Origin of the sequence: Promicromonospora sukumoe 327MFSha3.1 (assembly GCF_000385135.1) — a bacterium.
Classification (GTDB): domain Bacteria; phylum Actinomycetota; class Actinomycetes; order Actinomycetales; family Cellulomonadaceae; genus Promicromonospora; species Promicromonospora sukumoe_B.
Genome location: NZ_ARQM01000005.1, coordinates 46,188 through 72,074 on the forward strand (window position 1 = coordinate 46,188; position 25,887 = coordinate 72,074).

Sequence of the window (25,887 nt, forward strand, 5' to 3'; positions counted from 1 at the left end):
CTCACAAACTCCGAACGCGATCAGCAGAGACGGATGAACGACCGATGAGCCAGACCCCGACCCGGGAGATCCCCCTGGACGCCGCCGACAGCGACGGGACACACGGGGCGGAGGGTGCCGGCGCTCGTCAGCGCGGCTCGAGGTCGATCCTCGCCGTACTCGCCTTCGCGGGTCTCGGGGCGTCGTTCATGCAGACGATCCTCATCCCGATCCAGGGCGAGCTGCCGAAGCTGCTGAACACCACCAGCGACAACACCGCGTGGGCGATCACCGCGACCCTGGTCGCCGCCGCGGTCTGCACGCCCGTGGCCGGACGGCTCGGCGACATGTTCGGCAAGCGCCGTATCGCCATGGCGCTCCTGCTGCTGCAGGCGCTCGGCGCGATCCTCGCCGCGCTCTCGAACGACGTGGTGACCCTGATCGCCGCACGGGCGCTGCAGGGCATGGCGGCCGGCGTCATCCCGTTGGGCATCTCGATCCTGCGCGACGTGCTGCCGCCGCGGAAGCTCGGCTCGGGAATCGCCCTGGTCAGTGCCACGCTCGGCGTCGGCGGTGCGCTCGGTCTGCCGCTCAGCGCGGTCGTGGCCGAGAAACTGGACTGGCACGCCCTGTTCTGGGTCGCGGCCGCCATCGCCGTGCTCGCCTTCGTGGGCTGCGCGCTCTTCGTGCCGTCCAGCACGCTGCGCACGCCGGGGCGCGTCGACGTCGTCGGCATCATCGGGCTGTCACTCGGGCTCGTCGGCGTGCTCGTCGCCGTCTCGCGCGGCGGCGAGTGGGGCTGGGGCGACGCGCGGACCCTGACTCTTCTGGTCGGCGGCCTGGTGGTGCTGTCGGTCTGGGGCGTGATCGAGCTGCGCGTGCAGGATCCGCTCGTGGACCTGCGGGTCAGCGCGCGCGGGCCGGTGCTGCTGACCAACCTCGCCTCGGTCGCCATGGGCTTCGCGCTCTTCGCGTCGAGCGTCGTGCTCCCGCAGCTGCTCGTGCTGCCGCGGGCGACCGGCATCGGGCTGGGCCTGACGCTCACGGTCGCGGCGCTCGTCCTCGCGCCGTCGGGCCTGGCGATGATGGCCATGTCGCCCGTCGCCGGCAGGATCGAACGGCGCTGGGGCGCGAAGACGCTGCTCGTCATCGGCGCCGTGGTCCTCGCCCTCGCCTACGGGCTCGCCCTGGTCCTCCACGCCGAGGCGTGGCAGATCCTCGCCGTCAACGTCGTGCTCGGCATCGGCGTCGGCCTCGGCTACGCGGCGATGCCCGCACTCATCATGCAGGCGGTGCCGGCGCGCGAGACCGGCGCCGCGACCGGGCTCAACGCGCTCATGCGCTCGCTCGGCACGAGCATCGCCGCGGCCGTCGCCGGCGCGGTCCTGGCCCAGTCCGTCACGACCGCGGGCGGCGTGGCAGGGCCGAGCGAGGGCGGCTTCCTGCTGACGCTCACGCTCGGGCTCGGCGCGGCCGTCGTCTGCGTGATCGTCGCAGCTTTCATCCCCCGCCCCGGCCCGGACCAGGAGGGCGGCGCGACCCAGCTCGCGTGACCGTGACTCAGGCCCGTCGTCGTGCGATGGCTCCCCAGATGACGAGCACGAGGAGCGAGCCGATGAGGGCCCAGAACCACGTCGTGAGCGAGAAGAAGGACTCGTTGACCTGGACGTCGAAGAGCGCACCGCCGATCCAGCCGCCGAGGAGCGCGCCGAGGACGCCGACGACGAGCGAGATGAACCAGCCTCCGGCTGCCTTGCCGGGGAGGATCGCTCGCGCGATGGCGCCCATGATGAGTCCGATCAGGATCCAGCCGATGATTCCCATAGCAGCTCCGTTCGAGAAGGCTTCCCCTGAGTCATGCGGTCGCTCTGGTGCAACCCTGGAACACGACCTGTGTCGGATCCACTTTCACCCGGTCGGCCGGTCTTCGCCAGGGGAAGTAGAGCCTTTCGACGAACGTGCCGTCGGCGCGTCGACCCACTGCGCACCGAGGGTGGTGTCAGGCCAGGGTCCGCAGCGCCCACGTGCGGAAGTCCGTGGTGGGCAGGCCGGCGCTCGGGCGGCTGCTCGACGTCGGACCTGCGGCACCTCGACTGACGGTGCGGCCGGCGGGGTGGACCCACCGACCGCACCGCCTCAGGTCGCCGTCAGGCGCCCGCCTCCTCCGTGAACAGTCGGGGGAGGAAGTCGATCAGCGACTTCTGCCAGACGTCCCAGCTGTGCGGGCCCGGGACGATGGGGGCGAACTCGTGATTCACTCCGCGGTCCTCCATGGCGGCGATCAGCTGCAGCGTCGCGCCGTAGGTGAAGTCCTGGACATCGCCGGAGTAGACACGCAGCAGCTTGGTGCCCTCGTTGATGGCCTCGACGTCCGCGTTGGCCGGCGGCGCGCCGAACGCCGACATGGCGCCGATGTAGCCGAACTCGCCCGGGTGCGCCCACAGCGTGCTGAGCGTGTGGCCCGAGCCCATGGAGAGACCTGCCAGGGCGCGCTGGTCAGGCCGGGAGCTGACGTTGAACTGGTCCTCGGCCGCCGGGACGATGCGGGTCGTGATCTCCGTGGGGAAGTCCACGCCGTTCCCGTTGGCCATGACCACCACCATCGGCACGATGTCACCCCGCAGGTAGTGGTTGTCCAGGATGCGCTGGACGTAGCCCACCTCGACCCAGTCGGTCCACGTCTGCCCGCCACCGTGCTGCAGGTAGAAGACCGGGTACTCCTCGGCGCGGTCGGCGTCGTAGTCCGGAGGCGTCCACACGTACGCCGAGCGCTCTGTGCCGCCACCCGCGGTGCTCGGGTAGGTCATGACACTCACGTCGCCGCGCGACTCGGCCGGCACCTCGGAGGTGTACCGGCCCCGGATCGTGTCGCCCTCGACGGTGAAGGTGCTCCACGTCGGCTCCGAGAGCACCTTCGTGGGGTTGCCGGCGTCCTTGCGGTCGACGCCGTCGACCACGAACTTGTAGTAGTAGGACCCGCCCTCGACAGCCAGCGAGAGCCGCCACGAACCGTCGTCCTGCTGGACCATGTGGGTGCGCGGCCAGCTTCCGGCCGGGCCGAAGTTGCCCCAGACGGTGATGTTGTTCGCGTCGGCGAGCTCGGGGCCGAGCTCGAAGGTGACCACGCCGTTCTCGTCGATCCACGGCGTCGGGGTCGTGCCCGCCGGCGGGAGTTCCTGCTCCACGAACGGCAGGTGGCCCTGGCTCGGGCCCTCGTCGTCGACCTCCTGGAAGATGCGCCCGGCGAAGTCGTGCAGGTTCTTCTGCCAGGTGTCCCAGGTACCGCCCGTCTCGGGGTCCGACCCGTCGGGCTGGAAGCGCACGCCCGCCTTCGTCAGCCTGTCGGCCAGCGCCACGGTGTCGTCGTACGCGGGGTCGGTGACGTTGCCCGCGTACAGGCGGACGACGTCGGTCGAGTCGTTGATCTGCTTGGCCTTGCCCCGCGAGATCGGCTTGTCGTAGCCGGCCGAGAAGGAGCCCACGTTGGCGAAGTCCCGCGGCTTGTCCACCACGGCGCTCAGGGCCGCCTCCCCGCCGCGGCCGATCCCGGCGATCGCGCGGTCCGACCCCTGGTGGGAGACGTTGAACGCACGCTCGACGGCGGGCAGCAGCTCCTTCGGCACGCCGGCAGGGCCCGGGGCGCCGGCATCGCCCATGACGACCACCATCGGCTCGGCGTCGCCGTCGAGCGTGAGGTTGTCCATGATCTGGCCGAGCCGGCCCAGCTCCACCCACTCGCGGTAGCTCTGCCCCTCGTCCTGCAGCAGGTACAGCACCGGGTACTGCTCCGCGCGGTCCGCGTCGTAGCCCGGGGGAGTCCACACGAGGGCTTCCTTCTTGTGCTTCGGTCCCTTGCCGTACTCGAGCGTCGCGAGCTCGCCGCCGTCGGCCACGTCGTCGAGCCACTCGGCGCCCGGTCCGGGGACGAACATGGTGCTGTACGTGGGCTTCGACGTCACCTCCTGGGGTACGGCCGGGTTGCGGAAGGCGACCGCGTCCTGGTCGACGGCGGGGCGCGCGGCGTACTGGTAGTAGTAGAGGCCCGGCTCGAGGGGGCCGAGCGTGGCGGTCAGGTCCGACCCGCTGGTGCCCATGTTGAGATCGGTCCACGCCTTGCCCGGGCCGAAGTTCCCCTGCACCGCGACGGGGCCGCTCCCGATCCCCGTCGCCTCGGTCACCGCGGAGCGGGGCACCGTGAAGCGGAAGACGTCCGGGACCGGGTTGCCCGGCACCTCGCTCACCCACGGGTCGGCGCTCACCGCGTCCGCGGCAGCGGGCGGCGCGACGAGCACCGCCCCCGTCACGGCCGCGGCCGCCGCCGCGGCTGCGAGCGCTCGTCGTCCTCGCCGGACCGGGTGGGCGGGCCTTGCCTGAGATTCCATCGCCATCGACTTTCCTCTCGTTCGGACTCGTTGACCTCGAACACGAGGGCCGGCACCTCGCTGTGTCGACTCACGAACCATTCGCGTGCTCCCTTGCACGAGTGCGATCCGGCCAGACCGGACTTTAACGTTAAATATGGGGTGCGACAAGACCTGCTCGGTCGAGGCCCTTTTGTCGCAAAGGCCTTGTATGCGGCGAGAGTCGCGCGCTAATGTATCGATAAATCTGCCGCCACTCATGGGCTTGCGTGCAACAACGGTGTTAGCGCTCACATGTCCTGGCCCGCGCAGCAGGCTCCTCCGGAGCCACGGTGCTGACCCGCACCGTCGGCGGCGGCACGCAATGCCCAGGCGCGGCCGACGGCGGCCGCGCACCGACAGGCAAAGGAGCGAAGGATGAGGAAGTCCATCGCACGTCACGCGCTCGGGCTGGCCGCGGCCCTGGTGCTGGTGCTGGTCCCGGCGGTCGCCGGGCCGGCCGAGGTCCCACCGGCGGCCGCGGCGAGCAGCAACCTGCTCACGAACGGGGACCTGGAGAACGGCACCACCGGCTGGTCGGCCTTCGGCGCCGGGTCGGTGACGTCCAGCACGAGCCCGGTCCACGGCGGAACCCGGTCGCTCCTGCGGACCGGCCGGACCGCGGCGTGGAACGGTCCGGCCCAGACCGTGACGTCCGCGCTCACCAACAACACCAGCTACACGGCGAGCGTGTGGGTACGCTCCCAGAGCGGGACGCCGACCGGCCGGGTCACGCTCGCGGTGACCGCGGGCGGCACGACGAGCTACGTCAACCTCGCCCAGGGTGCGGTCAGCTCCTCGGGCTGGACGCAGCTGACCGGCTCGGCGACGGTGTCCTGGTCCGGGACGCTCTCGTCCGCCACCTTCTACGTGGAGACGGTCGCCGGTACCGACGGTCTCTACCTCGACGACGCCTCGCTCGTCAGCAACGCGACGTCGACCTGCGACCTGCCGTCGACCTACCGCTGGACCTCTACCGGGGTCCTGGCGAACCCGAGGTCCGGCTGGGTCTCGCTCAAGGACTTCACCGTGGCTCCGTACAACGGTCAGCAGCTCGTCTACGCGACGACGCACGATCTCGGCACGTCCTGGGGCTCGATGAACTTCAGCCCCTTCTCCAGCTACTCGCAGATGGGGAGCGCCTCGCAGAACGCGATGTCCTCCAGCACGGTGGCCCCGTCGCTGTTCTACTTCGCCCCGCGTAGCATCTGGGTGCTCACCTACCAGTGGGGTCCGTCCCCGTTCATGTACCGGACCTCCAGCGACCCGACGAACCCGAACGGCTGGTCGGCGGCGAGCCCCCTGTTCACCGGATCGATCTCCGGCTCGGGCACCGGCCCCATCGACCAGACGATCATCGGCGACGGCACGAACATGTACCTGTTCTTCGCCGGGGACAACGGGAAGATCTACCGGGCCAGCATGCCGATGGGTAACTTCCCGGGCAGCTTCGGCAGCTCCTACCAGACCATCATGAGCGACACCACGAACAACCTGTTCGAGGCTCCGCAGGTCTACAAGCTCAGGGACCAGAACAAGTACCTGATGATCGTCGAGGCGATCGGCGCCAACGGACGGTACTTCCGCTCGTTCACGGCGACCAGCCTCTCCGGTTCGTGGACGCCGCAGGCCGCGACGGAGAGCAACCCGTTCGCCGGCAAGGCCAACAGCGGCGCCACCTGGACCAACGACATCAGCCACGGTGAGCTGCTCCGGACCACCGCGGACCAGACCATGACGGTCGACCCCTGCAACCTGCAGTTCCTGTACCAGGGCCGTTCGCCCAGCTCGGACGGGGTGGACTACGGTCTGCTCCCGTACCGGCCGGGGCTGTTGACGCTCCAGCGATAGGCCTCGGGGCAACACAACAGGCCGGAGCGGAGCGCCCTCTCATCCGTGTGCGCGGGCGAGAGGGCGCTCCTTTCGTCTGGGCCCGTCAGACCCGTTCCAGCCGGAGCATCGACCAGGACACGGGCGGCAGGTCGACGTGCGCGCGGTCGTCGGAGACCTTCGCCGTGGTGTTCGCGCGCGGCAGCACCGAGGTGGCGTCGTCGGCCGTGGCCGACCACGTGTGGTCGGGGTTGGACAGCGTGAGCGCCTCGGCCACCCGGAGCCCCGGGAAGCCGCGCAGGTCGACGTCGAGCGCCACATCGTCGGTCAGTGACCGGTTCACCGCCAGCACGACGACGGCGCCCGTCTCGGGGTCGTGGGTGGCGACCGCGTCGAGCACCGGGACGGGGCCGAACTTCGCCGTGTCCTGCACCGGGGCGTCCACCGCCAGGCGCAGCACCTCGCCGGCCGCGTGCCGCGCGGTGAGCGCGAAGGGGTGGAACGTCGTCTGCCGCCAGGACCGCCCGCCGGGCTCGGTCATGATCGGCGCGATGACGTTGACGAGCTGGGCCAGCGACGCGGCGTGGACGCGGTCGGTGTGCCGCAGCAGCGAGATGAGCAGGTTGCCGACCACGACGGCGTCGGCCACGTTGTAGCGGTCCTCCAGCAGCACCGGGGCCACGGGCCAGTCGTCGCCCGACGGCGGGCGCGACTCCGCGCGCTTCTGGTACCAGACGTTCCACTCGTCGAACGAGACGTGGATGTGCTTGGTGTGCTTGCCCGCGGCGCGCACGGCGTCGGCCGTCGCGGCGACGGAGTCGACGAAGTGGTCCATGTTCACCGCGGAGGCCAGGAAGGAGGCGAGGTCGCCGTCCTCCTCCCAGTAGTACGCGTGCGCCGAGATGTGGTCCACGTGCTCGTACGCCTCGGTGAGCACCGTGTGCTCCCACTCGCCGAAGGTGGGCATCTGCGACCCCGACGACCCGCAGGCCACGAGCTCGAGGTCGGGGTCGACCATCCGCATCGCCCGCGCGGTCTCGGCCGCGAGGCGTCCGTACTCCTGCGCCGTCTTGTGGCCGATCTGCCACGGGCCGTCCATCTCGTTGCCCAGGCACCACATCTTGATCCGGTACGGGTCCTCGGCCCCGTTGGCCCGGCGCAGGTCGCTCCAGGTGGTGCCGCCCGGCACGTTGCAGTACTCCAGCAGGTCGAGGGCCTCCTGGACGCCACGGGTTCCGAGGTTGACGGCCATCATCGGCTCGACGCCGGTCCGGGCGCACCACCGCATGAACTCGTCGACGCCCACGAGGTTGGGGTCGGTCGAGTGCCAGGCGAGGTCCAGGCGGCGGGGGCGCAGCTCGACCGGGCCGATCCCGTCCTCCCAGCGGTAGCCCGAGACGAAGTTGCCGCCGGGGTAGCGCACCGTCGTCACGCCCAGCTCCCGGGTGAGCTCGACGACGTCGCCCCGGAACCCGTCGGCGTCCGCCGTCGGGTGGCCGGGCTCGTGCAGTCCCGTGTAGACGCTGCGGCCCAGGTGCTCGACGAACGAGCCGAAGGTGCGGGGACGCACCGGTCCGACGACGAACGCCGGGTCGATGGTGACGGATGCGGACAGCATGGGTGGTACTCCTCGGTGGTCGGTGCGTGAGGGCATGCTTCGCCCAGGTGGGGCGGCTGCCGTGCCGACGGCCGCGGTGGCCGCCCCGCCTGGGCGATCAGACGTGCGGGGGCCTACTGCCCCAGCTGGTTCTGCAGGTCGGCCTGTGTCTGGTCCAGGGCCTCCTGGACCGGCGTGCCGTTCTCGTAGATCTCGTTCAGCGTGACCGTGCGGAACGTGTCGTCGACGGTGGGCCAGTTGGGGTCGCTGAACGACTCGAAGTGCCCGATGCCGTCCTTGACCTCGTTCAGCACGTCGAACAGGTTGGTCTGGAAGTACTTGTTGAACTTGTTGTCCGGGTTCTTGGTGACTTCCTCGTCCTCCCAGACGGCCATGTTCACCGGGTCGAAGCCCAGCACCTCCCAGACGGCGACGTTGGCCTCGGGGGACAGCTTGGCGAACGCGAGCCACTGCGCGGCGAGGTCCTTGTTCGGCGAGACGGCCGGGACCGCGGCCCCGGTGCCGCCACCACCGATGGTCTGCACCTCGGCGCCCTCGACGACGGGCGCGGGCGCGATCGCGACCTTGCCCTCCAGGTCAGGCATGTAGTCCACGAACCGGGAGGTGTACCACGCCGGGTAGACGATCGCGGCGTAGTCGCCGTCGTTGATCGCGCCGTACGCCTCCTCGGAGTCGGGGCTGCCGCCGGGGATCGTGGAGACGGCGCCGGCGTCCTGCATGTCCTTCATCATCGAGAGGGCCTCGACGACCTCGGGGCTGTTGACCTGCACGGTGCCGTCGGCGTCGATGTACTGCCCGCCGAGCTGCGCGGTGATCAGCGGCTCGAGGAACATGACGCTGGTGCTGGCGACGCCGAACGCCTTGCCGGTCTCCTCGTGGTACTTGACCCCGGCCTCCTGGAAGTCGTCCCAGGTCTTGATGGTCGTGTAGTCGATGCCGGCGCCCTCGAGCGCCTCCGTGTTGTAGAACGTGGTGAACGCGCCGACGTGTGTCGGGAACCCGTAGATCTTCCCGTCCTTGCTGTACAGGTCGAGGCGGGCCTGGACCACGTCGTCCTTGTACGGGGCCGCGGCCTCCGTCAGATCGAGCAGGGGTGGGTTGCCGCCCTTGACGAAGTTGGCGAACTTGTTGACCTCGATGTCGACGACGTCGGGCAGGCCCTCACCGGAGTTCACCGCGAGCTGCAGCTTGTTGTGCATGTCGTCGTAGGGGTAGACGGTGACCTCGAGCTGGATCTCCTGGTCGGGGTTGGCCTCGTTCCACCGCTCGGCCATCTCCTCGTAGTACGTGGCGTGCACGTCGGCGAACGTCCACATGTTCAGCGTCGTGGAGCCGTCGGCGTTCTTCACGGGTGCCTCGGGCTGGCTCCCGCCGCACGCGGCGAGCGCGGTCACCGCGAGTGCGGCGGTCAGCATGGACACCGTCGTCCGTAGCCTGGTCATGTTTGTCTCCGTTCGATCTGAGGTGCGGTCAGCCCTTGACCGCGCCCGCGGTGATTCCTTCGATGAAGAAGCGCTGGAAGGCGAGAAAGAGGATGAGGACGGGGATCAGCGAGAAGAACGCCCCGATGATGAGCAGCTCGTAGTTGTTGCCGTAGGGCGTCAGGAGCGTGTTCAGGCCGATGGGCAGCGTGAACTTCTCCGGGCTGCGCAGCACCAGCAGCGGCCAGAGGAAGTTGTTCCAGCAGAGCATCCCGTTGAGGATCGCCATGGCGGCCATGGCCGGCTTGGTGATCGGCAGGACCAGCCGGAAGAAGATGCCGAACTCGCTCACGCCGTCCACGCGCCCGGCTTCGAGGATCTCCTTCGGTATGCCCAGGAAGTACTGGCGGAAGAAGAAGATCGTCACCGCCGAGGCCAGGAAGGGGAGGGCGATCACCAGGTACGTGTCCGCGAGCCCCATGTCGTTCACCTGGACGTACAGGGGGAGCATGAGCATCTCGAACGGGACGGTCATGACCAGGAGCACCATGATGAACCACAGCGTCTTGGTCCGGAACTCGTACATCGCGAACCCGTAGGCCACGAAGGCGCTCACCAGAAGGGTCCCGGCGACCTGCCCGACCGTCAGCAGGAGGGTGTTGGCGAACCAGCGGAAGTACGGCCCGGAGTCCGTGAACAGCAGCACGTAGTTGTCCAGGCTCAGCGTGCCGAGGTCGACGTCGAACGTCATGCCGCGCCGGATCACCTCGTTCCCGTCCTGGAACGTGCCCACGAGGATGGCCAGCAGCGGCACGAGGGAGATCAGCGCCATGACGACGAGGAGGACCGACTGGATCCACGCCGCGGCAGAGGGTCCGCGGCGGCGTCGGGCGGCGGTGGCAGGAGCGGTCTTCACCCGGTCCTGTTCCTGGAGAACGGCCATCACGCGGCCTCCTTCCTGAAGGTGCCGCTGGCGACGAGGTACGAGATGTTGATCGCCATCACGATGACGAGCAGCACCACGCCGACGGCGGAGGCGAAGCCCAGGTCGTTCTCCTCGATGCCCTTGCGGTAGAGGTATCCGACGACCGTGAGGCCCTGGTTGTTGGGCGAGTTGTTGCCGGCGTAGAGCATGAAGCTCTCGAGGAACATCGCCAGGCCGCCGTAGACGCTGATCGTGACGACGTAGACGATGGTCGGCCGCAGGTTCGGGATGGTGATGTGGAGGAACTGGCGGAACCGGCTCGCCCCGTCGATGGAGGCCGCCTCGTAGTACTCCGTCGGGATCGCCTGCATGCCGGCCAGGAAATACATCATGTTCACGCCGGTCCACCGCCACAGGGCGATGGCCAGCAGGGCCACCAGCCCCGTGACGTCACCGCGCAGCCAGCGCACCGGGCCGAAGCCGAAGAACTCCGCGACCTGGTTCATGATCGCGGTGTCCGACTCCGCGAAGATGAGCCGGAACACGATGCCGGCGACCACCACGGAGGTCAGCGCGGGGACGAACATCGAGGCCTTGAAGAACCCCTTGATCCGGGCGCTGCCGATGTTCGAGTTGATCAGCGCCGCGAGCGCCAGCGGGATCGGGATGAGCAGCACGAGGGTGAGGACCATGTAGCGCAGGCTGTTGAACAGGGCCTGCCAGAAGATGCGGTCCTGCCAGAGCCGCTCGTAGTTGTCGAGCCCGATGAACGTCGCCTGGCCGTAGAGCACCTCCTGGGTGCTCATCACGAACGAGCGGCCCAGAGGGACGACCCAGAACACGGCGAGGGTCACGAGGAACGGGAGGATGAAGAAGTAGGGCGCAAGCCTCTTCGAGTACAGGAGCTGTTTCACGGCGGTTCGGATCCTCCTTGATCAGAGCCACGGGGTGACGCCGGCGCGGTCTGACGAGGCCGTCGATCGCGGGGTGTCATGATGGTCGGCGTGGTGAAGATGAGCGATGTGGCACACGAAGCAGGCGTCTCGACGATGACCGTCTCGAATGTCGTCAACGGGCGGCCGGGAGCTAGTGAGGACACCCGTGCTCGTGTGCTCGACGCGGTGGCTCGGCTCGGCTACCGGATGAACGCCACCGCGCGGCAGCTGCGCGTGGGCCGCAGCGGTGCCATCGGGCTGCTGGTACCGCACCTGGACGGGCCGTACTACGCGCACCTCGCGGCGCGGCTCGACACGCTGGCGCACGCCCGGGGGTACCACGTCATCATCGAGCGGACCGGCGCCAGCAGGGAGGGGGAGCTCGACGCCATCTCGCCCGAGCGGGTGCGGCCCTACGAGGGCGTGGTGTTCAGCCCGGTGCAGATCGACACCGCGGACGTGCGGGCGGCCGGGATCGAGGTCCCGGTGGTCCTGCTCGGCGAGCGGCGGCTGGCCGGCGCGTTCGACCACGTGATGATGGACAACGTCGGCGGCGCGGAGCTCGCGGTCTCGCACCTGCTGGAGCACGGCGCGCGACGCGTCGCCCTGATCGGCGGCCGCCCGGACAGCGGCGTCGACAGCATGGCGACGCTGCGTAGCCGCGGTTACCGCAGCGCGCACGCCAAGGCCGGCGTCCCGGTCGACGAGGACCTCGTCGTGGACGCCGCCTCGTTCACCACGAGGGACGGCTACGAGGCCGTCATGCGGCTCCATCGTGCCGGCGTCCCGTTCGACGGCGCCTTCGCCCTGACCGACGCGGTCGCCATGGGCGCGCTGCGTGCGCTGGCCGACCTCGGCCTGCGGGTGCCGCAGGACGTCCAGGTGGTCGGCTTCGACAACGACGCCGAGGGGGAGTACCTCATCCCGCGGCTGACCACCATGGACCCCGACAACGACTCGATGGCCGAGCGCATCATGGAGCTGCTCCTGCGGCGCGTGGAGGCGGGGGAGACGGGCGAGGCGGCTTCCGGCGACGTGGTCGAGGCCGTCATGTCGGCCCGGATCGTCGTGCGCGAGTCGACCCGCGCGCACACGTCTGGTTAGTCGATCGGTCACTGGTTCTCTTCCTCGAGCAGCCGGCCACCCCGCTGATATTTATCGATAAAGTAGGGGGGATGGCGTCAGGTGTCAACGGCGCCCTCGAGGTTTCGCCCGCCGTGCGCGTCCGGCGTCGGCCTGCCCTACCGGCGTCGGGCCGGTGGTGCGGTCGTGTCGCGGACGGTGAGGCTGGTGGCGAGCTGGACGTGACGTGACGCGGGCTGGACGCCGTCCGCCATGGCCAGCAGCGTCTCGACGGCCATCCGGCCCATGCCGGCCAGCGGCTGGTGCACCGAGGTGAGCGGCGGCGACGTCCAGCCCGCCTGCGGCGTGTCGTCGAAGCCCACGACGCTGAGCCGGCCGGGTACCGGGACGCCCAGCTCGCGGGCCGCGGCGAGCGTGCCCACGGCGATCTCGTCGTCGCCCGTCACGATCGCGGTCGGTGGTTCGGGCAGCGCGAGCAGCGCGCGGCCGTGCACCAGGCCCGTGTCGATCGAGAACGAGTCGCTGCGTACCAGCTCCTGCTCCAGGTCGATGCCCGCGGAGTCCAGGGCTGCCCGGTAGCCGTGGAGACGTTCCCGGGCGGCGGCCGACGCGGCCGGCCCGCCGATCCACCCGATGCGGCGGTGCCCGAGATCCAGCAGGTGCTCGGTGGCGGTGCGCCCGCCCGCCCAGTTGGAGGATCCGACGCTGACGGTCCTGGGGTCGTCCACGTCGACGGGGTCGATCATCACGAACGGCATGCGGACCTCCTTCGCCGCCTGGAGCACGGCGTTGGGCGCCGCGAGCGTGATGCCGACGATGCCGGCCACCCCGGACTCCTTCTGCTCGGCCACCCAGGCGCGGGCGGCGGCCCGGGTGGCGCGCACCGCGCGGTCGGGCGCCGCGCGCACCAGGAGGTTGGCACGGGCGCTCGTCGCCGCGGCGAGGATGCCGTCCAGGACGTTCGCGACGTAGGGCGAGGCCAGCGCGTCGAACACCGCGGCGATCGTGCGCGCGGGTGGGGGCTCCCACTGGGTGGTCGGCCGGTAGCCGAGGGCGGCGACGGCCTCCAGCACCCGCTCACGGGTGCTCCGCGCGATGTCGTGGCGCCCGTTGAGCGCCTTGGACGCGGTGCTCGTGGAGACGCCGGCGTGTCGCGCGACGTCGGCGAGCGTCGCTCGCTCCTTCGATGACCGACCAGCCATGGGTTTCCTTTCGTCGAAACTATTTCGGAGGCTACTGATCGCCTGGGGCGACGTCAATCCTGATAATCCCGTCGCTCGAAGCCCGTTGACGCTCTGGGCAGGGCCCCGCTACAGTCCCTGCTTGATCGATAAAGTTGCGAAACTATTTCGCAACCTCTCAACGAGGAGGGACAGGGTGATGAGGCTTCTTACCAAGGCGTGGACGGTCGGCGTCGCGCTCGTGACGGCCGGTGCGCTCACCGCGTGCTCGGGTGCGGGCGGGACCACGGCGAGCGCCGGCGGCGGCAGCGCCGACCAGCCGGTGAAGCTGACGGTGTGGAGCTGGGACGGCACGGTCGAGCTCGCGGTCCCGGGCTTCGAGAAGGCCAACCCCGGCATCGAGGTCGAGGTCGTGAACGCCGGCTCGTCGTCCGACGAGTACCAGGCGCTCGACAACGCGATCCAGGCCGGGTCGGGTGTGCCGGACCTGGTGATGTTCGAGTACTTCGCGGTCCCGTACTTCGCCGTCCCCGGCAAGCTCGCCGACCTCGGCCCGCTGGGCGCGACCGAGCTGGCGGACGACTACGTCCCGTCGGCCTGGAACAACGTCGTCATGGGCGACGGCGTCTACGCCCTGCCCTCGGACTTCGGCCCGGCCGTCATGTTCTGGAACGAGGCGACCTTCGCCGAGGCGGGGATCGACGAGGCGCCGACGACCTGGGACGAGTACTACGAGGACGCCAAGAAGATCCGGGCCCTGGGCGACGACTACTACATCACGCAGGACACCAACGACCTCTTCTTCCTGCTCTCGCTGATCTGGCAGGCCGGCGGCCGCCCGTTCGAGGTCGACGGCACCACGGTGCACATCGACTTCTCCGCCCCGGAGACCCGGAAGGCGGTCGCGTTCTGGCAGAAGATGATCGACGAGGACCTGGTCAACACGAAGATCAGCGCCTGGTCGGACGACTGGAACCGCGCCCTGAACGACGGCACGCTCGCCTCCCAGAACATGGGCGGCTGGCTCACCTCGACGCTCCCGGAGCGTGCGCCGGACGCCGCCGGCGACTTCCGGGTCGCCCTCATGCCCCAGTGGGACGAGGGCGAGAAGGTCGGCGCCGAGAACGGCGGCTCGTCCTTCGGGATCCCGGAGGCCGCGGCCAACAAGGAGGCGGCGTACAAGTTCCTCGAGTACTTCACGCACGGCGAGGGCCTGCAGCCGCGCGTCGACGCCGGTGCGTTCGTGCCGAACAGGTCGGTGCTGGACAGCCCGGAGTTCCAGGACGTCGAGAACCCCTACTTCGGTGACCAGAAGACCGGCCAGGTGCTCGCGGAGGCCTCGAACATCGCCGCCGTCGGCTGGCAGTACCCGCCGTTCTTCGAGTGGGCGCGCAGCACCTACGGCGACATCGCCACGCCCTTCTACACCTCGGGCAAGGGCTCGCTCGCCGAGGTCCTGCAGACGTGGGAGCAGCGCTCGGTCGAGTACGGCAACGAGCAGGGGTTCCAGGTCGACTGACCGCCTCCCGGCGGCGTTTCGCGGGACAGCCCGAGCGCGAGACGCCGCCGGCGACCTGACCGACAGACCAGAAAGGACCAGTCATGAGCGCGACGGAGCGCATGACACGCCCCGCGGCGGCGAGCGTGCCCCTGCCCGGCGGGGCGCCGCAGCAGTACCGGCGACGACGCACGCGACAGATCGGCTGGGCGTTCGTGGCGCCCTTCGGCATCCTGTTCGCCCTGGTGTTCATCGTGCCGATCACCTACGCCGCCTACCTCAGCCTCTTCCAGGACCGGATGGTGGGCGGACCCTCGTTCGTGGGCCTGGCCAACTACACCAAGCTGTTCGGCGACGCGCAGTTCTGGGACGGCGTCTCCCGGGTCGTCTCGTTCACGCTCGTCCAGGTGCCGATCATGCTCGTGCTGGCCCTGGTGCTGGCGCTCGCGATGGACTCGATGCGGCTGCGCGGCATGCGGTTCATGCGGGTGGCCATCTTCCTGCCCTACGCGGTGCCGGCCATCGTATCCACCTTGATGTGGGGTTTCATGCTCGGCGTCCGCTACGGGCTCTTCGGGAGCATCAACGGCTGGCTCGGCACCGACCTCGACCCGTTCCGGCCGAGCACCACGCTGATCTCGATCGGGATCATGGTCACCTGGGCCTTCACCGGGTACAACATGCTGATCTTCGACAGCGTGCTGAAGGCCGTCCCGCAGGAGCTGTACGAGGCGGCCGCGATCGACGGCGCGGGGGAGCTCCGGGTGATCCGGGCGATCAAGCTGCCCGCGCTGCGCGGCTCCCTCGTCATCACCGTCATCTTCTCGATCATCGGCACGTTCCAGATCTTCAACGAGCCGCAGATCCTCCCGTCGATGGTGGCCAACAGCGGGATCACCACCTACTACACGCCCAACCTGTACGCGTTCAACCTCGCGTTCACGGGCTCGCAGCAGGGCTACGCGGCCGCACTCGCCCTCGTCATGGCCGCGTTCACCATCGCCATCGCGTACGCGGTCCAGATCCGGGGCATGCGCGATGCCCTCGACCAGTAGCAGCCGGAGACCTCTCATGACGACCACCACCGCCGGTGTCGTGCGCCGCGGGCGCCTGCACACCCTCGCCAACCCCCGCAAGAGCGGCACGCTGACCTTTCTGACGGGGCTGTTCACCCTCTACTGCCTGGTGCCGCTGATCTGGCTCACCATCAACTCCACCAAGTCCCAGGCAGACTTCGTCTCCAGCTTCGGCTTCTCCTTCGGCCAGCGGTTCGCGCTGTTCGACAACATCGTCGAGGTCTTCACCTACGACGGCGGCATCTTCACGCGCTGGCTGCTCAACACGGTGCTGTACGTGGTCGTCGGGGCGGTCGTCTCGACGTTCCTCGCCGCGCTGGGCGGCTACGCGCTCGCCAAGCTGGAGTTCACCGGCAAGCGGGTCTTCCTGTTCGTGGTGCTCGGCGCCATCTCGGTCCCGGGCATCGCCCTGGCCATCCCGCAGTTCCTGCTGTTCGCGCAGCTGGGCCTGACGAACACGCCGTGGGCGGTGCTGATCCCGTCGTTCCTCAACCCGTTCGGGCTGTACCTCATGTGGGTGTTCGCCGCGGAGGCCGTCCCCACCGGGCTGCTGGAGGCGGCGAAGATCGACGGCGCGGGGGAGTTCCGCACCTTCTGGCAGATCGCGCTGCCGATGCTCGTCCCGGCCACCGTGACCGTGCTGCTGTTCTCGTTCGTGTCGATCTGGAACAACTACTTCCTGCCGCTGATCATGCTCAAGGACCCCGACTGGTACCCGCTGACCGTCGGCATCAACCAGTGGAACAAGCTGGCCTCCACGGCCGGCAACGGCGAGCTGCTCCAGAACCTCGTCGTCACGTCGTCGCTGCTGACGATCATCCCGCTGATCATCGCGTTCATCTCGCTGCAGCGGTTCTGGCAGTCCGGCCTGAGCCTCGGCGCCGTCAAGGGCTGACGCCGTCCGCGGCGCGCCCGAACCCCACGTCGCCCGAACCCCATGTAGAGAAGAAGACAGAGGAGAACCTTGCACACCCACACGACCCCCGGTCTGACGATCGACGGCGAGGCGACCACCGCCGTCCCGCTGCGGCACATCTGGAACGAGTGCGTCGGCGCAGGCCGCGCCAACGAGGCGCTGCGCGCCGACTGGCAGGCCCACTTCCGCGAGGCGGTCACCCGGCTGGGGGCGCGGTTCGTGCGCTTCCACGGGCTGTTCCACGACGACATGTTCGTCTACCGGGCCAACGACGGCGGCGGCTTCGGGCCGCCCGTCCCGCTCGACACCCCGGTGCACACCTTCAGCTACGTCGACAAGGTGTTCGACTTCATCCTGGAGACCGGCGCGCGCCCGTTCGTCGAGCTCGGCTTCATGCCGCGCGAGCTGGCCACCGAGACCGAGACGCTGTTCTGGTGGAAGGCGCACTGCAGCCCGCCCACCGACATGGCGCGATGGGTCGAGCTGGTCACCGCGACCGTGACGCACTGGATCGAGCGCTACGGTCTCGACGAGGTCCGGCAGTGGCGGTTCGAGGTGTGGAACGAGCCCAACCTCGTGCCCCACTTCTGGACCGGGACGCGCACCCAGTACTTCGAGCTCTACGAGGCCACGGCCCTGGCGATCAAGGCGATCGACCAGGACCTCAAGGTCGGCGGACCGTCCACGAGCGTGTTCGTGCCCGACGACCGCTACCGGGGCGAGTGGGAGGACCGGTCCGTCGAGCACGCGACCGCCGAGGCGGAGGATGTCGACGCCCTCGACTGGCGGCCCGTCTGGATCGAGGAGCTCATCGACTGGTGCGCCGCGCGCGACGTCCCCGTCGACTTCCTGTCCACCCACCTCTACCCGACGGACGTCGCGTTCGGGGCCAACGGGCAGATGCGCCACATCCGCCGCCACGTGGACGCGACCTACGACGACCTGGTCGCCCTCCGCAAGCTCATCGCCGGCAGCCCGTTCCCCGACGCCGAGCTGCACATCACCGAGTGGTCGAGCTCGCCGTCCAGCCGCGACTCGATCCACGACACCCTGTTCGCCGCCACCTACATCACGCGCGCCTACCTGCGGGGCGCGGCGCTCGCGGACTCGGTCTCGTACTGGACGTTCACCGACGTGTTCGAGGAGGGCGGTGCGGGAGTCGGGCCCTTCCACGGCGGGTTCGGCATGGTCAACGAGCAGGGCCTGCACAAGCCGACGTTCCACGCGTTCGAGATGCTGTCCCGGCTCGGCGACACGGTCCTCGCGGCCCTGCCGTACGGGACGATCACGCAGGACGCGGCGACGCGCGAGGTCTCCGCCGTGTTCTTCAACTACCCCGAGGACATGGGCCGCCAGGGGATCGGGTCCGAGCTCACCTATGCGGCCACCCGGGGCCTGGCGGAGCGGGGCCCCGTCCGGCGGGTCCGGCACACCGTCGAGGGCCTCACGCCCGGTGCCGTGTTCGCGGTCGAGCAGGTGGACTGGGACCACGGCAACGTGGCCGAGGCCTGGCACCGGATGGGGGAGCCGCTCAACCTGACCCGGGCCCAGACGGCGGAGCTCCGGGAGAGCGCCGACGCGCTGCGCGTCACGTCGCTCACGGTGTCCGGGGAGGGCGTGCTCGACATCGATCTCGAGCTGCCGCCGTGGGCGGTGCTGTCGATCGCCCCGGTGCGGAGCTAGTAGCACCGCTCCGAGCGTCGAAAACTTTCGGAGCGACCGAGGGGCCCACAAGGACCCCAGGCCTGAGATTCCAACGAATACGAGTGCCTCTGATGTCCGTCCGGCAACCGAACGTCAGCATATGAGCCTTGTACTTTTCGGAACCAAACGATAAAACGGTCGGGACGAGGAGGCTGCCTTGACGAAGAAGACCGGGCCGGTGCGCCCCAACCTCGCGGCAGTGGCCGCCCATGCGGGCGTGTCCACCGCCACGGCGTCCAAGGTCGTGAACGGGCGGCCCGACGTCGCCGAGGACACCCGGGAACGGGTGGAGACGGCGATCACCGAGCTCGGGTACCGGGGGCCCTCCCGGACGAGCACGGCGCGCACGGTCGAGCTCATGGTCGACCTGCTCGACAGCGCGTACGCGACGCAGATCCTGCGGGGCGTCGTGCTCGCCGCGGAGGAGCTGGACCTCGAGGTCGTCGTCGGGCGGGTACGGCGCAGGTCCGCGACCGGTGTCCCGGAGTCGAGCGCCGCCTGGGCGCAGCGGCTCGCCGCCGCCGAGCGGGTCGGTGCGATCGTGCTGACCTCCGGGCTCGGCCCGGACGTCTACGCGAGCCTCGCCCGGGCCCGCGTCCCGCTGGTGGTGATCGACCCCCTCGACCTCGGCGAGGAGGGCGTCGTCTCCGTGGGGTCCACCAACTGGCTCGGCGGTCGCAGCGCCGCGGAGCACCTGGTCGGGCTGGGGCACCGGCACATCGGGGTGGTGGCCGGGCCGTCGGAGTCGCTCAGCGCCGTGGCGCGCCTGGACGGCTTCCTCACCTCCTGCCGGCAGCGGGGCGTCCCGGTCGATCCCGACCTGGTCCGCCCGGTCCGGTTCGACCACGACCAGGCCGTCCAGGTCGCCGAGCAGTGGTTCCGTCGTCCCGACCCGCCCACCGCGATCTTCGCCGGGAGCGACGCGCAGGCGATGGGGGTGCTGGAGGCGGCCCGGCGCGCCGGACTGCGGGTCCCGGACGACGTCAGCCTCGTGTCCTACGACGACACGCCGCTCGCGTCGTGGGCCAACCCGCCGCTGACCGCCGTCCGGCAGCCGCTGGAGGAGATCGGCCGGCGGGCCCTGCTCACCGTGCAGCAGCTGCACGAGGGCAAGCCCGTCGACTCCCACCACATCGAGATAGCCACCACGTTCGTCGTCCGCGACTCGACCGCCCCACCCCGGGCCGAGCTGCTCCGGGCCACGCGGGGCTGAACCACCGCCGGCCCGGGCCGGCACGCCGAGCACCACCTGCCGGGCGATCCGCCCGGCGGCCGAACCACGATGCCGCGCGGCATCGCAGATCGATGGAGATCACATGCGCACAGCCGACAACTGGCCGATCGCGGCCAACATGCTGTCCTTCGGGTCGACGACGGCGGACGGCACCCCCAACGTCGCCGCACCGGCCGAGGCCTGGCGGGGCCAGCTCCAGCAGGTGGCCGACCTGGGCTTCACGCACGTCGACCCGACCGACGCGTGGCTGTCGATCGGCGAGCTGACCGACTCCCGCTTCGCGGAGCTGCTCACGGTGCTGAAGGAGACGGGGCTCATGGTCCCGTCCGTGTCCACGACCCGCCGCAGCGTGATCGATGCCCAGCGCGGCGAGGACTACCTCCGCTTCGGTCACACCATCATCGACCGCGCGCCGGAGCTCGGGGCGGAGGTCGTCAACTTCGGCTTCATGCAGGCCCTGACGCCCGACCAGGAGCGCGCGCTGTGGTTCTGGCTCGCCGAGGGTCACCACGACGACCTCGACGACAAGGACGCCTACGACCTCGCCGTGGCCCGTATCCGGGAGCTCGCCGACCACGCCCGCGAGGTGGGCGTCGACGTGAGCCTGGAGATGTACGAGGACACCTACATCGGCACCGCGGACCTCGCGGTGCGGTTCGCGCACGACGTCGACCGCGACAACGTGGGTCTCAACCCCGACCTCGGCAACCTGGTGCGGCTGCACCGGCCGATCGAGGACATCCCGGCGATGTTCGAGAAGGTCCTGCCGCTGACCAACTTCTGGCACATCAAGAACTACACGCGCGACTTCGACCCGGCCACCGGCGCCTATGCGACGCATCCGACGCCGCTGGTCCAGGGCGTCGTCAACTACCGCGCCGTGATCCGCCGGGCCCTGGAGCTGGGGTTCGAGGGGGTCTTCGTGTGCGAGCACTACGGGTCGGACAGCCTGGGCGTCGCCGCGATCAACCGGGAGTACATCCGTGAGGTGCTCCGGGGCGCCGGCCGGTGACCCTCGTCAGCAGAAACCAGGTCCCCGAGCAAAGGTGCAGGTGAGATGACCTACGTCCACAACAGACCGGAAGACTTCGTCCCCGAGGCTCTCCGTGGCCTCGTCAAGGCCCACCCCGGCCGCCTCCGCCAGGTCCCCGGCGGGATCGCCCGCGCGGACGGCACCCGCCCCGGCAAGGTCGCCGTCGTCGTCGGCGGGGGATCGGGCCACTACCCGGCCTTCGCCGGGCTGGTCGGTGACGGCCTGGCCGACGCCGCCGTCTGCGGCGACATCTTCACGTCCCCGTCCACCCGCCAGGTGCTGGACGTGTGCCGCGCGGCGGACGCCGGAGCGGGAGTGTTCGTCACCTTCGGGAACTACGCGGGCGACGTGCTCAACTTCGGCGCCGCGGCCAGCCGCCTGCGGGCCCAGGGCACGGAGGTCACCATCCTCCTGGTGACCGACGACGTCGCCTCCGCCCCCGCAGACCGTGCGCACGAGCGGCGGGGCGTGGCCGGCGACCTCGTCGTCTTCAAGCTCGCGGGAGCCGCCGCCGAAGAGGGAGCCGACCTGGCGGAGGTGAACCGCGTTGCCGCGTGGGGCAACCTGCGCACGCAGTCGTTCGGCGTGGCCTTCGACGGGTGCACGCTGCCGGGCCAGGACCACGCCCTGTTCAGCCTCGAGCCGGGGCAGGCCGGCTGGGGGCTCGGCATCCACGGCGAGCCCGGGGTCGGCGACGAGGACATGCCGACCGCGGCTGCCCTGGCCGCCGAGCTCGTCGACCGCGTGCTCGCCGAGCGCCCGGCCGACGCCGACGGCCGGGCCGCCGTGCTGCTCAACGGCCTCGGGAACGTCAAGTACGAGGAGCTGTTCGTCCTGTGGGACAGCGTGCACGACCTGCTGGAGGAGCGCGGCGTCACGATCGTCGCACCCCTGGTGGGCGAGTACGTGACCAGCCTGGACATGGCCGGCTGCTCGCTGACCGTCACGTGGCTCGACGACGAGCTCGAACGCCTCTGGCTCGCGCCCGCCGACACTCCCGGGTTCCACCACGGCGGGTGGCGGCCCGCCCCCGCGTCGGTGCAGGCCCCGCTGCCCAGCGAGCCGGAGACCGAGCTGGTGCGCGCCACCACCCCGGAGGGCATCGCGGCGGCAGGCACCGTGGTGGGCATCCTGCGCCGGGCGCAGGGCGCCCTGCACGACGCCGAGCAGATGCTCGGCGACCTCGACGCGGTGGCGGCGGACGGCGACCACGGCCGGGGCATGTGCCGCGGCATCGACGCCGCCGTCGGCTCGGCCGAGGCGGCTCTTGCGGCCGGGGGAGACGCCCCGTCGGTGCTGCGCCGCGCGGCCGACGCCTGGGCGGACAAGGCCGGTGGCACGTCGGGGGCGCTGTGGGGTGTCGGCCTGCTCGCGCTGGCCGCCGCGCTCCCGCCCGACGCGCCCGTGACGATCGGCCACCTCTCGGCCGGGATCACCGCCGCCCGGGACCAGGTGCAGGAGGTCGGCGGCGCGCGTGTCGGCGACAAGACGATGGTGGACGCGCTGCATCCCGCTGCCGAGGCTCTCGCCGCGGCCGTGGCCAGGGGCGCGGCCCCCGCCGACGCGTGGCAGGCCACGGTCGTCGCCGCCCGGGAGGGCACGGCGTCGACCGAGAACATCGCGGCCCGCCGGGGCCGCGCGCGGGTGCTCGGCGACAAGAGCCTGGGCGTCCCGGACCCGGGGGCGACCTCCCTCGCTCTCCTGCTGGGCGAGGCGGGCGTCGAGGCCGGCGTCCCCGTGCCCACGACCTCGAAGGTGGAATCCTGATGGTGGACGGCCTGCGACTGGTGATCGGCTGCGACGACGCCGGGTACGAGTACAAGGAGATCCTGAAGCGGGACCTGGAGGCGGACGAACGGGTCGCCTCGGTGGTCGACGTCGGAGTGGGGAGCGACGAACACACCCCGTACCCCTACGTGGGCGCCGCCGCGGCTCGCCTGGTCGGGGCCGGTGAGGCGGACCGGGCCCTGCTCGTGTGCGGAACAGGGCTCGGGGTGGCGATCGCGGCCAACAAGGTGCCCGGCGTGCGTGCGGTGACCGCGCACGACTCGTTCTCGGTCGAGCGCGCGGTGCTCTCCAACGACGCGCAGGTCCTCTGCTTCGGCCAGCGGGTCGTCGGCATCGAGCTGGCCCGCCGGCTGACCCGCGAGTGGCTCGGCTACCGGTTCGACCCGGGGTCGCCGTCCGCGCCCAAGGTCATGGCGATCGGGGAGATCGAGGACCAGGCCGCGGGGAGCGAACCGGCGCCGAACCCGGCGTCCTGTGGCTGACTGCTGTCGGTAAACGTTTCCGTTCGAGAAAGGACACCATGATCAAGAGCATCAGTTCGGTCGCCGTCGTCGGGGCCGGGTACATGGGTGGAGGCATCGCGCAGTCGTTCGCGCTCGCGGGCCTGCCCGTCGTCATCGCCGACGTCTCGGCGGAGGCGACCCAGGCCGCGTACGCCCGGCTGCTCGCGGAGGCCCGCGAGTTCGAGGACGCCGGCCTGTACGACCCCGGCGCGACGGAGACGATCCGCGCGAACCTGAGCACCGCGGAGTCGATCGAGGAGGCGGTCGCGGACGCGGACTTCGTGGAGGAGGCGGTGTTCGAGTCGGTCGAGGTCAAGCACGACGTGCTCGGCCGGATCTCCGCGGCCGCGCGTCCGGACGCGGTCATCGGCAGCAACACCTCGACCATCCCCGCCCGGGTGCTCGTCGAGGCGGTGGCGAACCCGGAGCGGTTCCTCACGGTGCACTTCTCCAACCCGGCGCCCTTCATCCCGGGGGTCGAGCTGGTCCTCAGCGAGCAGACCGACCCGGCCGTGGTGCCGGTGGTGCGCGAGCTGCTGGCCCGTGCGGACCGGCAGGGCGCGCTGGTGGCCGACGTGCCGGGGTTCGTGCTGAACCGCCTGCAGTACGTGCTGCTGAAGGAGGCGATGTCGATCGCGGAGGAGGGCATCGCGTCTCCCGAGGACATCGACACCGTGGTGCGGACGACGTTCGGGTTCCGGCTCGGGTTCTTCGGTCCGTTCGCGATCGCGGACCAGGCCGGGCTCGACGTCTACGCGGGTGGGTTCCGGACGTTCGAGGAGAACTTCGGCGAGCGGCTGGCGACGCCCGACCTGATCAAGGACGCCGTGGCGGGGGACCGGAAGGGTGTGAAGAACGGCCGGGGACTGCTGCGGGACTACACGCCGGAGCAGGTCAAGGCCCTGGTCGCGTACCGGAACAAGGCGTACGGGGAGATGGGGCGGCTGCTGCGGGACCTGGGCCCGGCCCCGGCCTGACGGTGCAGCCCTCGCTTGGGCTGGATGCCTGGACCGCCCAGGTGTCCAGCCCGTGCGAGAACCCGTCGTGGTGCGTCACGACCTCCGTGCATCCTCATCAGCGTCACCACCGTGAAGGCGACAGTGACGCGCACCAGGCCGCCCCGCAGGCGTGGACGCGGGGCCAGAACGCGACCCGGGGTCTATCTTGTTTCGCAAGGTACCTGCTATCGTGTGATGCATGATACCGACGCCGGACATGGTCCTGACGCAGCTCCGCAAGGGAGTCGTGGAGTACTGCGTGCTGGCCTGCCTGCGCTCCGGGCCGGCCTACGGGCTCGAGCTCGCCGAGCGGCTCGGCACCGACAGCTCCCTGCTGACCAGCGAGGGAACGCTGTACCCGCTGCTGTCGCGGCTGCGCCAGCAGGGCTGGGTCACGACGACCCAGGTCCCTTCCGCGGTGGGCCCCCCGCGTCGGTACTACGAGCTCACCGACGAGGGCCGGGCGACGCTGGAGACCTTCACCGCCACCTGGTCCCGTTTCACGGCCGATGTCCGCACAACCCTGGAGTCCTGATGACCGCAACCCCCGAGTTCCCCCCGCTCGTCGAGGCCTACCTCGCCGACCTCGACCGCGCCCTGGCTTCCGCCGACCCGCGCGAGCGGGCGGAGACCATGGCGGCGGTGCGCGAGCACGCCAACGAGTCGCTCACCTTGCACGGCACCGACGACGAGTCGGCGCGGCGCGTGCTCGCCGAGCTGGGCCCGGTGGAGGCGATCGCCGCCGAGGCGACACCCGCCACGCCGCCCGCCGCCACGGCGGGAGGGGTCGAGGCCATCGACGTGGTGCTCCCCGTGCTCGCCGTCGTGCTCTGGCCGCTCGCCCCGGTCACGCTCGTGTGGGCGATCATCCGGCGGCGCGCCGGTGTGGGCAGTCGCGTGCTGCAGTGGCTCACCATCGTGCTCAGCGCCGTTCCCGTCCTCGGCGGCATCGTGCTCCTGCTCCTGCACTCGATGAGCCTGCTCGCGCGTTGAGTGCGTTTCTGGGGGGAGGAGAGCGCTGACCCGGAGCCCCAGGTCATGGCGTCCTGGGCTCCGCCGGCTGGCGGGCTGGTCGTCAGTCGAGCGTGAGCTCCAGTGCGGACGGCGCGGCCGCGAGCGACGCGCGGATCAGCGCGCACAGCTCGGTGCGGCTCGCACTGGTCGCGGCGTCGGGCGGCGAGCACCAGGCGTCCACGGCGGCCCGGTGGGCGGTGACCGTGATCGTGCACACGACCCGCGCCGAGAGGTCCGTACCGGGTGCGCCGTCCAGCCGGTCCACGATCGCGTCGACCACCTGCTGGGTGAAGCGCTCGCACACCAGCATGCCCGCGGCGCCGACGGCCGGGTGGGTGCCGCTCAGGCGCGCGCTCAGCACCGCGGGACGTTCCCAGCCGGGCGGCATCCGCTCGACGACGTCGACCAGGGCGTCGCCGACGATCTCCAGCAGCGGTCCGCGCCGGGTGAGCACCTCGTCGAGCTCGGCGATCAGGGTGCGCCAGACGTCGTTCAGCGGGGTCAGCGCGAGGTCTTCCTTGCCCGCGAAGTAGCGGAAGAAGCTGCGCTTGGACACCTCGGCCTGGTCGCACAACCAGTCGACGGTCACCGCGTCGTACCCGCGCTCGGCGAAGGCCGGCAGTGCGACCTGCACCAGGCGCTGCCGGCTGCGGGCGATGCGCCGGCTGCGGAGCGTGCCGGTGGCGGTCGGTGTCGTCATGCGGCCATCATAACGAACTGGCACTCGGTGGCAGTTGGCATACAGTAGCGC

General features: G+C 70.4%; 22 protein-coding genes. 14 read left to right on the forward strand and 8 right to left on the reverse strand.

The window, feature by feature from the left end; genetic code table 11:
• Positions 1 to 44: 44 nt before the first annotated feature.
• Positions 45 to 1,532, forward strand: coding sequence for an MFS transporter (locus tag H291_RS0102915; protein ID WP_020013485.1), 1,488 nt, complete (start codon positions 45 to 47; stop codon positions 1,530 to 1,532).
• A gap of 7 nt (positions 1,533 to 1,539) precedes the next feature.
• On the opposite strand, the gene H291_RS0102920 is transcribed toward H291_RS0102915, so the two are convergent.
• Both H291_RS0102920 and H291_RS28385 read right to left on the reverse strand, forming a co-directional pair.
• Positions 1,540 to 1,803 (reverse strand): GlsB/YeaQ/YmgE family stress response membrane protein, encoded by a 264-nt coding sequence (locus tag H291_RS0102920; protein ID WP_020013486.1) that lies wholly within the window; start codon positions 1,801 to 1,803, stop codon positions 1,540 to 1,542.
• A 323-nt stretch (positions 1,804 to 2,126) separates the two neighbouring features.
• Positions 2,127 to 4,367, reverse strand: coding sequence for an alpha/beta hydrolase (locus tag H291_RS28385; RefSeq protein ID WP_157236684.1), 2,241 nt, complete (start codon positions 4,365 to 4,367; stop codon positions 2,127 to 2,129).
• A 390-nt stretch (positions 4,368 to 4,757) separates the two neighbouring features.
• Here H291_RS28385 and H291_RS0102930 point away from each other — a divergent pair, with 390 nt between their 5' ends.
• A complete protein-coding gene (locus H291_RS0102930; protein WP_020013488.1) occupies positions 4,758 to 6,230 on the forward strand; it encodes a non-reducing end alpha-L-arabinofuranosidase family hydrolase in 1,473 nt (490 codons plus the stop codon).
• A gap of 85 nt (positions 6,231 to 6,315) precedes the next feature.
• Here H291_RS0102930 and arfA read toward each other — a convergent pair whose 3' ends face one another.
• From arfA to H291_RS0102950, 4 genes are all read right to left on the reverse strand, one after another.
• A complete protein-coding gene (gene arfA, locus H291_RS0102935) occupies positions 6,316 to 7,827 on the reverse strand; it encodes an arabinosylfuranosidase ArfA (RefSeq protein WP_020013489.1) in 1,512 nt (503 codons plus the stop codon).
• A 113-nt stretch (positions 7,828 to 7,940) separates the two neighbouring features.
• On the reverse strand, positions 7,941 to 9,269 hold the full coding sequence (locus H291_RS0102940) for an ABC transporter substrate-binding protein (RefSeq protein WP_026365335.1): 1,329 nt from the start codon (positions 9,267 to 9,269) through the stop codon (positions 7,941 to 7,943).
• A gap of 28 nt (positions 9,270 to 9,297) precedes the next feature.
• Positions 9,298 to 10,191 carry a carbohydrate ABC transporter permease gene (locus H291_RS0102945; RefSeq protein WP_020013491.1) on the reverse strand — a complete coding sequence of 298 codons (894 nt, stop codon included), beginning with the start codon at positions 10,189 to 10,191 and terminating at the stop codon, positions 9,298 to 9,300.
• On the reverse strand, positions 10,191 to 11,087 hold the full coding sequence (locus H291_RS0102950; RefSeq protein ID WP_020013492.1) for a carbohydrate ABC transporter permease: 897 nt from the start codon (positions 11,085 to 11,087) through the stop codon (positions 10,191 to 10,193). The genes H291_RS0102945 and H291_RS0102950 overlap by 1 nt, the downstream gene beginning before the upstream one ends.
• A 99-nt stretch (positions 11,088 to 11,186) precedes the next feature.
• On the opposite strand from H291_RS0102950, the gene H291_RS0102955 reads away from it, so the two are divergent.
• A complete protein-coding gene (locus H291_RS0102955) occupies positions 11,187 to 12,212 on the forward strand; it encodes a LacI family DNA-binding transcriptional regulator (protein WP_084467674.1) in 1,026 nt (341 codons plus the stop codon).
• A 137-nt stretch (positions 12,213 to 12,349) separates the two neighbouring features.
• Here the strand turns inward: H291_RS0102955 and H291_RS0102960 are convergent, their stop codons facing one another.
• Entirely contained in the window at positions 12,350 to 13,393 is a 1,044-nt protein-coding gene (locus H291_RS0102960; protein ID WP_020013494.1) for a LacI family DNA-binding transcriptional regulator, read from the reverse strand.
• Between the two features lie 178 nt (positions 13,394 to 13,571).
• On the opposite strand from H291_RS0102960, the gene H291_RS0102965 reads away from it, so the two are divergent.
• The 11 genes from H291_RS0102965 to H291_RS0103015 all read left to right on the forward strand — a co-directional run bounded on the left by H291_RS0102965 (position 13,572) and on the right by H291_RS0103015 (position 25,115).
• A complete protein-coding gene (locus H291_RS0102965; RefSeq protein WP_020013495.1) occupies positions 13,572 to 14,891 on the forward strand; it encodes an ABC transporter substrate-binding protein in 1,320 nt (439 codons plus the stop codon).
• Positions 14,892 to 14,974: 83 nt separating this feature from the next.
• Positions 14,975 to 15,925, forward strand: coding sequence for a carbohydrate ABC transporter permease (locus H291_RS0102970; RefSeq protein ID WP_020013496.1), 951 nt, complete (start codon positions 14,975 to 14,977; stop codon positions 15,923 to 15,925).
• 16 nt (positions 15,926 to 15,941) lie between these two features.
• Entirely contained in the window at positions 15,942 to 16,841 is a 900-nt protein-coding gene (locus H291_RS28390) for a carbohydrate ABC transporter permease (protein WP_020013497.1), read from the forward strand.
• 69 nt (positions 16,842 to 16,910) lie between these two features.
• Positions 16,911 to 18,545: a GH39 family glycosyl hydrolase gene (locus tag H291_RS0102980; RefSeq protein WP_020013498.1), complete on the forward strand. Its 1,635-nt coding sequence runs from the start codon at positions 16,911 to 16,913 to the stop codon at positions 18,543 to 18,545.
• A gap of 178 nt (positions 18,546 to 18,723) precedes the next feature.
• The gene (locus H291_RS0102985) at positions 18,724 to 19,779 is read left to right on the forward strand and encodes a LacI family DNA-binding transcriptional regulator (RefSeq protein WP_020013499.1); all 1,056 of its coding nucleotides are present in this window, start codon (positions 18,724 to 18,726) and stop codon (positions 19,777 to 19,779) included.
• Positions 19,780 to 19,882: 103 nt separating this feature from the next.
• Positions 19,883 to 20,812, forward strand: a complete 930-nt coding sequence (locus tag H291_RS0102990) for a sugar phosphate isomerase/epimerase family protein (protein WP_020013500.1) — start codon at positions 19,883 to 19,885, stop codon at positions 20,810 to 20,812.
• A 45-nt stretch (positions 20,813 to 20,857) separates the two neighbouring features.
• Positions 20,858 to 22,600 carry a dihydroxyacetone kinase family protein gene (locus H291_RS0102995; RefSeq protein WP_020013501.1) on the forward strand — a complete coding sequence of 581 codons (1,743 nt, stop codon included), beginning with the start codon at positions 20,858 to 20,860 and terminating at the stop codon, positions 22,598 to 22,600.
• Positions 22,600 to 23,103 carry a ribose-5-phosphate isomerase gene (locus tag H291_RS0103000; protein ID WP_020013502.1) on the forward strand — a complete coding sequence of 168 codons (504 nt, stop codon included), beginning with the start codon at positions 22,600 to 22,602 and terminating at the stop codon, positions 23,101 to 23,103. Before H291_RS0102995 ends, H291_RS0103000 begins: the two co-directional genes overlap by 1 nt.
• Positions 23,104 to 23,141: 38 nt before the next feature.
• On the forward strand, positions 23,142 to 24,101 hold the full coding sequence (locus H291_RS0103005; RefSeq protein WP_020013503.1) for a 3-hydroxyacyl-CoA dehydrogenase family protein: 960 nt from the start codon (positions 23,142 to 23,144) through the stop codon (positions 24,099 to 24,101).
• Positions 24,102 to 24,321: 220 nt separating this feature from the next.
• Positions 24,322 to 24,657 carry a PadR family transcriptional regulator gene (locus H291_RS0103010; protein WP_026365338.1) on the forward strand — a complete coding sequence of 112 codons (336 nt, stop codon included), beginning with the start codon at positions 24,322 to 24,324 and terminating at the stop codon, positions 24,655 to 24,657.
• A complete protein-coding gene (locus tag H291_RS0103015; RefSeq protein WP_020013505.1) occupies positions 24,657 to 25,115 on the forward strand; it encodes an HAAS signaling domain-containing protein in 459 nt (152 codons plus the stop codon). The genes H291_RS0103010 and H291_RS0103015 overlap by 1 nt, the downstream gene beginning before the upstream one ends.
• A gap of 82 nt (positions 25,116 to 25,197) precedes the next feature.
• Here the strand turns inward: H291_RS0103015 and H291_RS28395 are convergent, their stop codons facing one another.
• Positions 25,198 to 25,836 (reverse strand): TetR/AcrR family transcriptional regulator, encoded by a 639-nt coding sequence (locus H291_RS28395; protein ID WP_020013506.1) that lies wholly within the window; start codon positions 25,834 to 25,836, stop codon positions 25,198 to 25,200.
• Positions 25,837 to 25,887 lie beyond the last annotated feature (51 nt).